Raw genomic sequence first — 1329 nt, forward strand, 5'->3', positions numbered from 1 at the left:
CATTCTCTCTATCGGCACGCCGCTATCGGCCCAGCCTCATCGGTGGATCCAGGCTTATGGATTCAAGTCCCTCGAGCCCAGCGAAGTTGAGATAGACAAGACTACCTACAGGCCAGTCCACGAAGGCTTCGACCTAGGTTTCGATCTCTCAGCGAGCGATATGATCCGACTCATTTGGGCGTATCTCTTCGGAGTGCTGGAGATCGGACAAGAGCCAGGAGGGCGCCATCTTGGTCTCCTCATCTTCGACGAGCCCAGGCAGCAAGAGGCTGCAAAAGAGAGCTACCGGGCGCTACTTGCCCACGCGTCGCATACGGGTGATGCTGGTGCGCAGGTACTTTTCGCGACTAGTGAGCCCTTAGACAGCCTCAAGGACATGCTCGCCGACCACCCTGCACATCTTCTTGTGCTCGCACCCGGCGAGAAGCTTCTCCAGCAAGTGAGCTGACTCACCGAGCGGTTCTAACCAAGTTGCTACCGTAAACTCACAAGAACTGAGGTCGGCACTCCGTTCTCGACGTGGACAGGTGTGAAGCTCCAACGCATCATGGAGGGTCGCGGACTGCGTCCTTGCCAGGCTGGTCTGATGCAGAAAACTAGCAGAACTGACGCCCACGTCCTTGCGACTCCTCGACGGAAGGGCGGCACCGAAGCCGGGTACGCAAATGGCTAGGCCCCAAACCCCGATCGGCGCCCACGGTCGCATAGCCTGCCATCACCGCACGAGATCCAACTAGGGTTCGCTTCCTGTCGGTCATGAATCGGGCATCGAGTTCAGGTACCAGCGGTGCCCGTACGGATCATGGAAGATCGCGATCCGCCCGGCATATTCCTCATCTTGCGGCCCCCGGTCCATCGGCACCCCCGCGGCCACGACGCGTTCGGCCCAGGCATCGACGTCGTCCACCGTGAGATGCAGGGAGACAGCCGCCCCGCGATCAGTGAGCGGTGGTTCCACCCCGACCTCCGGGAAGGCATCGGCCATCATCCAGTGTGCGTCACCGATGGCAAGTTCGACATGTCCGACCCTGCCGTCATCCATCATGATCGGCTGATAGGTCACCTCGGCACCGAGCACCTGCACGTACCAGTCGATCGCCGCTCGGGCATTGGACACACACAGATACGGTCTGAGTTCGGGACTGATGCAAAGAAAGGTGACAGTTTGAGTGTCAAGCTGCGAGAGCAGCTGGCTCTATGATTGCTTCGTACTCTACTGGTGTCAATCGACCCAACCGGGCTTGTCGGCGACGTCGGTGATATGTCCGCTCGATCCAGGTCACGATCGCGATTCTCAACTGGTCGCGAGTGACCCACCGGCGACGGTCG

Annotated in this window: 3 protein-coding genes; 1 reads left to right on the forward strand and 2 read right to left on the reverse strand. The window is 59.8% G+C overall.

The window, feature by feature from the left end; genetic code table 11:
* Positions 1 to 448 (forward strand): hypothetical protein (locus INT40_RS20325; protein ID WP_226831732.1); only part of this gene is annotated, 448 nt, incomplete at its 5' end.
* Between the two features lie 306 nt (positions 449 to 754).
* Here INT40_RS20325 and INT40_RS20330 read toward each other — a convergent pair.
* Positions 755 to 1117 (reverse strand): VOC family protein, encoded by a 363-nt coding sequence (locus INT40_RS20330; RefSeq protein ID WP_205677000.1) that lies wholly within the window; start codon positions 1115 to 1117, stop codon positions 755 to 757.
* A gap of 55 nt (positions 1118 to 1172) precedes the next feature.
* Positions 1173 to 1329 (reverse strand): IS3 family transposase (locus tag INT40_RS20860; RefSeq protein WP_413463566.1); only part of this gene is annotated, 157 nt, incomplete at its 5' end.

Source organism: Brevibacterium sp. FME17, assembly GCF_014897515.1.
Classification (GTDB): domain Bacteria; phylum Actinomycetota; class Actinomycetes; order Actinomycetales; family Brevibacteriaceae; genus Brevibacterium.